Annotated in this window: 4 protein-coding genes; 1 reads left to right on the top strand and 3 read right to left on the bottom strand. The window is 56.7% G+C overall.

Features of this window, described 5'->3' with window-relative positions; translation table 11 throughout:
• Positions 1 to 2,471, bottom strand: a 2,471-nt coding sequence (locus H8S59_RS02515) for a UvrD-helicase domain-containing protein (RefSeq protein ID WP_187520393.1), incomplete at its 3' end; no start/stop codon positions are given.
• Positions 2,472 to 2,751: 280 nt separating this feature from the next.
• On the opposite strand from H8S59_RS02515, the gene H8S59_RS02510 reads away from it, so the two are divergent.
• Positions 2,752 to 3,447: a pirin family protein gene (locus tag H8S59_RS02510; protein ID WP_095101425.1), complete on the top strand. Its 696-nt coding sequence runs from the start codon at positions 2,752 to 2,754 to the stop codon at positions 3,445 to 3,447.
• Between the two features lie 227 nt (positions 3,448 to 3,674).
• On the opposite strand, the gene pgm is transcribed toward H8S59_RS02510, so the two are convergent.
• Positions 3,675 to 5,315: a phosphoglucomutase (alpha-D-glucose-1,6-bisphosphate-dependent) gene (gene pgm / locus H8S59_RS02505; RefSeq protein ID WP_187520392.1), complete on the bottom strand. Its 1,641-nt coding sequence runs from the start codon at positions 5,313 to 5,315 to the stop codon at positions 3,675 to 3,677.
• 132 nt (positions 5,316 to 5,447) lie between these two features.
• On the bottom strand, positions 5,448 to 7,733 hold the full coding sequence (locus H8S59_RS02500) for an ATP-dependent DNA helicase (protein WP_214658170.1): 2,286 nt from the start codon (positions 7,731 to 7,733) through the stop codon (positions 5,448 to 5,450).
• Positions 7,734 to 8,091 lie beyond the last annotated feature (358 nt).

The following is an 8,091-nucleotide window of genomic DNA, read 5'->3' as shown; positions in this document are numbered from 1 at the left end:
CGCTGATCCTCAAAAAACGGCTTGTCTGCAGGGATCCGGTCTGACGCCTTTGTCGTGTTCCCCCCTTCCTTTGCGCTGCCATCGATATACCAATAGCAATGCCGCACAGCCCGGGTAATCGCCACGTAGGCCAAGCGCAGCACTTCGTCTTTTTGCGCATTATCGAAAGCATCGGTATCTCCGGGGTTACCTAATCCGGCCTGACGATAAAGCTGATTCTTGTACGGCGAGTGCGTCAGATGCTGGCAATCGCCCAGCAGGAATACTGCGTCCGCCTGCAGGCCTTTGGCGCTGTGATAGGTCAGCTGCTTGAAACGTCGCGATTGAGGCGGCAGCGCATAATCAGCATTCACTAACGCTTGTAACTTATCGGAAAGCAAGGCTTTATCGCTGCTCTTGCGATACAGCAACAGAATCGAATCGCCGTCGTTATAGTGCTCGATCAAACGTTCAGCCAGTGCCTCATCATTTCGCTCCAGCACAGTAACCGGTATCAGCTCCTGCGCCGCACCGCTGGCTTTGGCTTTCTTCCCCGCAATGGCTGGCGCAGCCCGCACAATGTGTTCGGCCGCATCAATAATGTGCTGGTGGCTCCGGTAGTTGTCACTGAGCATGACCCTGGTGGTGGCCGGCGCAGGAAACTCCTTGGGAAACTCCATGAAGAATTTCGGTGAGCTGCCACGCCAGCCGTAGATCGATTGCCAGTCATCCCCGACACACAACAGAGAGGCATGCCGCGCGGCCCGCCCGACATGCAGATAAGGTCCGCGACGACGTATCTCTCGCAGACAGGCGCGCACCCAGGAAACGATCTGCGGCGAGACGTCCTGAAACTCATCGATCATCAAATGGGCCAATGGCCTGAGCTGATGATCGCCCACCAGCTTGAGGTTTTCCGGCGAGTTCTCGCCAAACAGGGCGAACATCCGGTTATAGGTCATCACTGGCGGCGTCTGGGTCAGCAAGTGATTTTCGAAGGCCTTCCAGAAAAGGCTCAGCGCCTCAAAGAAATAGCGGTCGGGATCGTTATTGGCAAAGCTCATTTCAGCAACGGATGCGGGCACATCCAGCCCCAGGTTTTCAATAAAACCTGCCGCCGCAACAAAGCTGTCCAGCAACGGCGCGGCGCTGAGATCACCCTTGACCTTGTAATCGAATCCTGGCCCGGCAACCGCTGCGCCGGACAAGGACTGCAGCACTCGGCTGCCCGCCTCATAGTTATCGAGCCATATCAATGGCTTGCGGCAGAAAGCTTGAAACAGTGTGCGCTTGATGACCCACTCTGCCCAGATCGGCAATTTCGCCCCCGGGCGTTTCATTTGCTGGTCTTCGGATGGATCCAAGCCGAGTACCACCCAGGCATCCAGCTCTGCGATATAGCCGTGCAAGTGAAAGCCAAAGCCGTTGATCTCGACAGTCTGCCGCATAGGCTCGACGCCTTTGATGGGCCAGGCTCTGGCGCGAATCCACAAGTCTTCAATGATGTCGCACAGCTCTTCATCGCGTTTGGCCGACAACTCAGTGACCGTCACCCGCTTCTGTACATCGGGGTGGTCGCGCTCCAGTTCCTTGAGCTGGAGCGCCTGGCGATATAACGGCGCCATGACCGCGCGGAAACGCTCGTTACTGGCATACAGGTCGCGATAGCAGAGATTCAGTTGCTGACGCTGAGCGTCATTGATGCGCAGATCAAAAGGATTGCTGTCCGCCCCCTCCTCCAGCCCTGCCATGGATTGGGCACCGAGGTTTTCAAAAGCAGTGAGTTTCTCAAGGCCCGGCATGCTGCGCACCAACGGCAGAATCCGCGAATGGAACGTGCGAACCACGTCCCGCGCCTGCTTCTGGTCCAGATCGAGCCCCCAGCAGGCAAATATCTCGACCAGTTTATTGACGAAATCCTTGCGCGACTCCCTAGTGAAGGTCACCACAGTCATGGAGTCCAGCTCGAACCCCAGGTAATGGTTCAGCAGCAGGATGCGCAACACCAGCGATGTCGACTTACCCGCGCCCGCGCCCGCAATGACGTAAGTGGACGGCGTGTCACTGAAGATCATCTTCCATTGCGCCGCACTGGGTTGCGCATGGGCAGGTAACTTCTGCCCGACGTCGGCCTTCATGCGTTTCTTGATGTCGGCGGTCAGCGGCAGACGCCAGTCATCGAACAGATGATCATCGATTTGGGGGCCACGATGCTCATTTGAACGCATGTCGCGGATCACCAGAACCTTGCGGCCCTCTTCGATGCCGTCAAGGTGCCCCTCGGCATAGCCCTCCTCGACACCCTGCAAGTGACCGTTGAGGTAGCCGTCAGCATGACCCTGATTCCAGGAAGGCGGATGTTGCGCGCCCAGGCGATTCAATCCGCGCCCCATCAATCGCGCGAGCATGCGTTTGATCAGCGGCAGCTGGTTGGGTGGCGTCAGATCGGATTCGGTATGGACGGGAACATCAACAGGCAGATTGTCTGGCACGCAGGCTCCAGGGCACAGATAAAACAAAAGTGGCCTATGGTCGCCCGATTCGACTTCAAGCTCCAGTAAATGCTTTTCGATCAGGCAATTAGCCGATCAAGTGCAGGTGAAGTAGAGAATAACGTGCAATTGATACATCGAATTAACAGATGGCTTAAAGCGATTATTTACGCTTTTTATCGATATTAATTTGATCAATCATAACAGCCATCGACAACCGAACAACGTTCAGCAGCCCGGGCTCATCATCCTTGCCCGCTTCTGCACAGGAGGCCACACCATGCTGCAATTACGACCTTTCAACACTTTGGGCGGCGCTAACCACGGCTGGCTGGACGCACACCACCATTTCTCGTTCGCTGAATACTACGACCCACAACGCATGAACTGGGGTCAACTGCGAGTCTGGAACGATGATGTGATTCAGGCCGGTACCGGCTTCCCTAAACACCCGCACCGCGACATGGAAATCATCACCTACGTTCGTGAGGGCGCCATTACTCACGAAGACAGCCTGGGCAACAAGGGCCGCACCGAAGCAGGTGATGTGCAGGTCATGAGTGCCGGGACCGGTGTAGCGCACAGCGAGTACAACCAGGAATCGACAGCGACCAAGATCTTCCAGATCTGGATCATGCCCAACGAAACCGGCGCAGCGCCTTCCTGGGGTGCCAAACCGTTTCCAAAAGGTGATCGCGAAGGTTTCGTGACCCTGGCCAGTGGCAAATCAGGTGATGACGTAAGCCTGCGTATTCGCGCCGATGCACGTCTGGTGGCGGCAAACCTGAAAGCCGGGGAAAGTGCAGAGTACCTGATGGATGCCGGTCGACGCGCTTATCTGGTACCGGCGACCGGCAGCATTGAGGTCAACGGTTTACAAGCGAACGCCCGGGACGGCGTTGCGGTTGAAGATGAACGCGTACTGCGGGTCACCGCCATCGAAGACAGCGAAATCGTGCTGGTCGACGTGGCTTGAGCCTTGAGCACACGCTGCAAATGAAAAAGCCCGGACTCTCGCGAGTCCGGGCTTTTTTTGCGTTGAATTGAAATAGATCACTTGTAGGAGCTGCCGAAGGCTGCGAAATCCGTCGTCCTGACATACCGCTATCGCAGCCTTCGGCAGCTCCTACAGATCATTCGTCCGTTCAATAATGAGTCTGTAAGAGAGCACGGAGAATACGCGACGCCCGCTATGGCGGTGTGTCAGGCAATCGCAGCATCCACCAACACCTGAGCTTCTGCTACCAGACGCTTGAGGTGTTCTTCACCGACGAAGCTCTCGGCGTAGATTTTGTAGATGTCCTCGGTGCCCGATGGCCGTGCTGCAAACCAGCCGTTCTCGGTCATCACTTTGAGACCGCCAATCGCCTGGTTATTGCCCGGTGCGTGGCTGAGAACACTTTTAATAGCTTCACCGGCCAGTTCCGTCGATTTGACCTGATCCGGCGACAGCTTGCCCAGCGCCGCTTTTTGCTCAGGGCTGGCCTTCGCTTCAACCCGCGTCGAGAACGGCTCGCCCAGCTCCTCAGTCAGGGCCTGGTAAATTTCGCTTGGATCGCGGCCTTTACGAGCGGTGATTTCCGCTGCCAACAGTGCTGGAATCAGACCATCCTTATCGGTGGTCCAGACCGTGCCGTCCTTGCGCAGGAACGACGCGCCGGCGCTCTCTTCCCCGCCAAAACCCAGCGAGCCATCAAACAGGCCTTCAGCAAAGAATTTGAAGCCCACCGGTACTTCGTACAGACGACGACCCAGACGTGCAGCAACCCGATCGATCATGCCGCTGCTGACCACGGTTTTGCCAACCGCTGCATCCGCACGCCAGTCCGGACGATTCTGGAACAGGTAGTCGATAGAGACTGCCAGATAGTTGTTTGGAGCCAGCAGACCACCTGTTGGGGTCACGATGCCGTGGCGATCGTGGTCAGGGTCACAGGCAAACGCGACCTGATACTTGTCTTTCAGGCCGATCAGGCCCTGCATGGCAAAGTTGGACGACGGGTCCATACGAATGCGGCCGTCCCAGTCAACGCTCATGAAGCGGAACGTCGGATCGACGAACTGGTTGACCACGTCCAGATTCAGACCGTAATGCTCGCCAATGGCCGACCAGTAACGCACGCCGGCACCACCCAATGGGTCAACGCCAAGGCGCAGACCTGCATTGCGGATCGCATCCATGTCGATGACGTTCTTCAGGTCAGCCACATAGGTATTCAAGTAATCATGACGATGAGTCGTGTCGGCGCGCAGTGCTCTTTCGTGACTGATACGGCTGACACCCTGAATTTTTTCCGCCAGCAGTTCATTGGCCTTGGCTTCAATCCACTTGGTGATATGGCTGTCTGCCGGGCCACCATTGGGAGGGTTGTACTTGAAGCCACCGCTTTCCGGCGGATTGTGCGACGGCGTGATGACGATGCCGTCTGCCAGACCTGACATGCGGCCACGGTTATAGCAAATGATGGCGTGGGAAACCGCCGGTGTCGGAGTGTACTCGTCACCTTCGGAAATCATCACTTGCACACCATTGGCGGCCAGGACTTCCAGGGCGCTGGCCGCGGCGGGTGTGGACAAGGCATGGGTGTCGGCACCGAGAAAAAGCGGGCCATCGATGCCATTGGCCTGACGGTACAGGCAAATCGCCTGACTGATGGCCAAAACGTGCCACTCGTTGAAACTGAGCTCAAACGAGCTGCCACGGTGGCCGGAAGTACCAAACGCCACGCGCTGGGTCGAAATCGACGCATCAGGCTGGCCGGTGTAATAAGCAGTAACCAGTCGCGGAATATCAACCAGCAACTGAGGCGGTGCCAGCTTGCCGGCGAAGGGACTGAGACTCATACAACCTCCATGAAAAAACAGAATAGAAATAAAGCTGGCTGCTGTACGGCGAACGAAAATGATCAGCGGCGCGGCAGTTTACTGGCAGTTTGACCTCGTTGCTCGGCTATCGATCCCTGAGTCGGAGAGGGATTACAGTTGCCACCAGTGCGGGAGTAACTGGCGAACCCTGGACTCGGCAAATCGATCATCGATCAACATGACCACACCTCGGTCCTGCTGCCCACGAATCACCCGCCCCGCCGCCTGCACAACCTTTTGCACACCCGGGAAAAGGTAGGTGTAATCGTAGCCCGCGCCGAACAACGCAGCCATGCGCTGTTTGAGCTGCTCATTGACCGGATTGAGTTGAGCCAGACCCAGTGTTGCGATGAATGCGCCGATCAATCGCGCGCCTGGCAAATCGATGCCTTCGCCAAATGCGCCGCCCAGTACCGCGAAGCCAACGCCCTGGCTTTCCAGGGTAAAACGATCGAGAAAGCCCTGACGATCACTTTCACTCATGCCCCGGGCCTGTTGCCAGATCGGGATGTGCGGATGAGTTTGCTGCATCAACTCCGCGACTTGCTGCTGATAATCAAAACTGCTGAAAAACGCCAGATAGTTGCCCGGTCGAGCCTGAAACTGTTCTGCAACAAGTTCCACGATGGGCGCCAGTGACGCCTGACGATGAGTGAATCGCGTGGAAATCCGGCTGATGATCTGCACGTCCAGTTGATCCCGACTGAACGGCGACTCCACATCAATCCACGCTGTATCAGCGGGCAAACCCAACAGATCGGCGTAATAGTGACGCGGACTCAAGGTTGCGGAGAACAGCACGCTGCTACGTGCCGCTGTCAGCCTCGGTCGAATGAACCGGGCAGGAACCACATTACGCAGGCACAGCCGGGAATGGCTGCGCTTGCTGCTCAGCGCCCTTTTACTGATATCAAACACAAAGTGCTCGTCGAACAACTCGGCGATACGGACAAACGCAATCGCCTCGAAATAAAAGCTCTGCAGCGCGCCATTCAGGGCCTGGGGGTGATCATTGAAATAATCGCCCATGGACGCAACGCACAAGTTCAGGCTTTGCAGAAACCTGCCTGGGGTTACGGGATAGGCCTGATACGGCGCAACCTGCTCCTTGTGCAGCGCGTTCCATTCCCGGTTCAAGCGTTGCAGGGTTTTCTGCAATGCCTCGGGTGCGGTCTGGCGCAATGTACTCAGGGCCTGCTGATCGAGGCTGGCGCTGTACATCTGCCGGGCTCGCTCGACCATGTTATGGGCTTCGTCCACCAACACCGCCACGCGCCATTGATTGAACTGACTTAGCCCGAACAACAATCCACTGAGATCGAAATAGTAGTTGTAGTCAGCAATCACCACGTCTGCCCAGCGCGCTATTTCCTGGCTGAGGTAATAAGGACAGACCTCATGGGCAAGTGCCACATCCCGCATGCCGGCCTGGTCCAGCCAGGGAGCGGCCAGTGCAGCACTGCGCGCCGCCGGCAAACGGTCATAAAACCCCTTGGCCAGTGGGCAGGAATCTCCATTGCAAGCCTTATCCGGATGTTCGCAAGCCTTGTCCCGGGCAACCAGCTCCAGCACGCGCAGTTTCAGTTCCGGTGCGCTGGTACGGATCACCGTCAATGCATCCAGTGCCAGCTTGCGGCCAGGCGTTTTGGCGGTCAGGAAGAACACTTTGTCCAGCTTCTGCGTAGGCGCAGCCTTGAGCATGGGAAACAACGTGCCGATGGTTTTACCAATGCCGGTGGGGGCCTGCGCCGTCAGGCAACGGCCGGTGCTGACCGCCTTGTAAACACACTCAGCAAGGTGACGCTGACCGGTTCGGAAACCCCCGTGAGGAAATTTCAGCTGACTCAACTGTTGATTGCGTTCGCTGGAGTGCTCCAGTTCTTGCTCAGCCCATTGCAGAAATATGGCGCAGTGTTGCTGAAAGAACGCCTTAAGGGTCGGCGCAGTAAAGCGCTCACGGATCAGTGTTTCCTGTTCGGTGACAATGTTGAAATACACCAGCGCCAGGTTGACTTCGTCCAGTTGCAATTGTTGGCAGAGCAGCCAGCCGTAGACCTTCACCTGTGCCCAGTGCAACTGCCGGTGATTGTCTGGCATCGATGACAACTCGCCGCGGTAAGTCTTGATCTCTTCCAACTGGTTCAGTGCAGGGTCATAACCATCGGCCCGACCACGAATTTTCAGTTTCTGATACTCGCCCGACAGTGAAACCTCGGACTGATAACCGGGGCTGCGTCGCGCCGCAACACTGCGATGCCCCGCGATGCCTTCCTGTGCAGTCGGGGATGGCGTGAAGCGCAAATCAAGGTCACCCGTTTTGGCGGCGAACTCACACAGCGCACGAACGGCCACAAGATAACGAGCTTGATCAGAGGGATCAGGAGCCAGGGAGCGCAACTCTTCAGCGCCGACCTCGGGCTTTATTTCAGAACTGCTGGATGAAGAAATGACGGTCACAACCTGAGATGCCGGTACTGGATGGGCATACAGATACCAGCACCGGCTACATCTGGCAAATACAAATGGATCGGTGGAGCCTGGATGATTCAGGTTATGAAAGATCCGCAGGAGATTGCTCTTTGCCCTGACACAGCGCTATCGCCAAGCAAACATTGACCTGTAGGAGCTGCCGAAGGCTGCGATCGCGGTCTATCAGGAGAAATGCTTCGCAGCCTTCGGCAGCTCCTACAGAAAATGTATTTCAATCCAGCAGTTTGCATAGTGTTTGACGAGAGCAGCTTCAGCCGCGAGAGCG

It is taken from the genome of Pseudomonas folii (assembly GCF_014357575.1).
Taxonomy (GTDB): Bacteria; Pseudomonadota; Gammaproteobacteria; order Pseudomonadales; family Pseudomonadaceae; genus Aquipseudomonas; species Aquipseudomonas folii.
The sequence above is the reverse complement of the archived record's forward strand: the minus strand, read 5'-3'. Positions and strand labels throughout refer to the sequence as shown.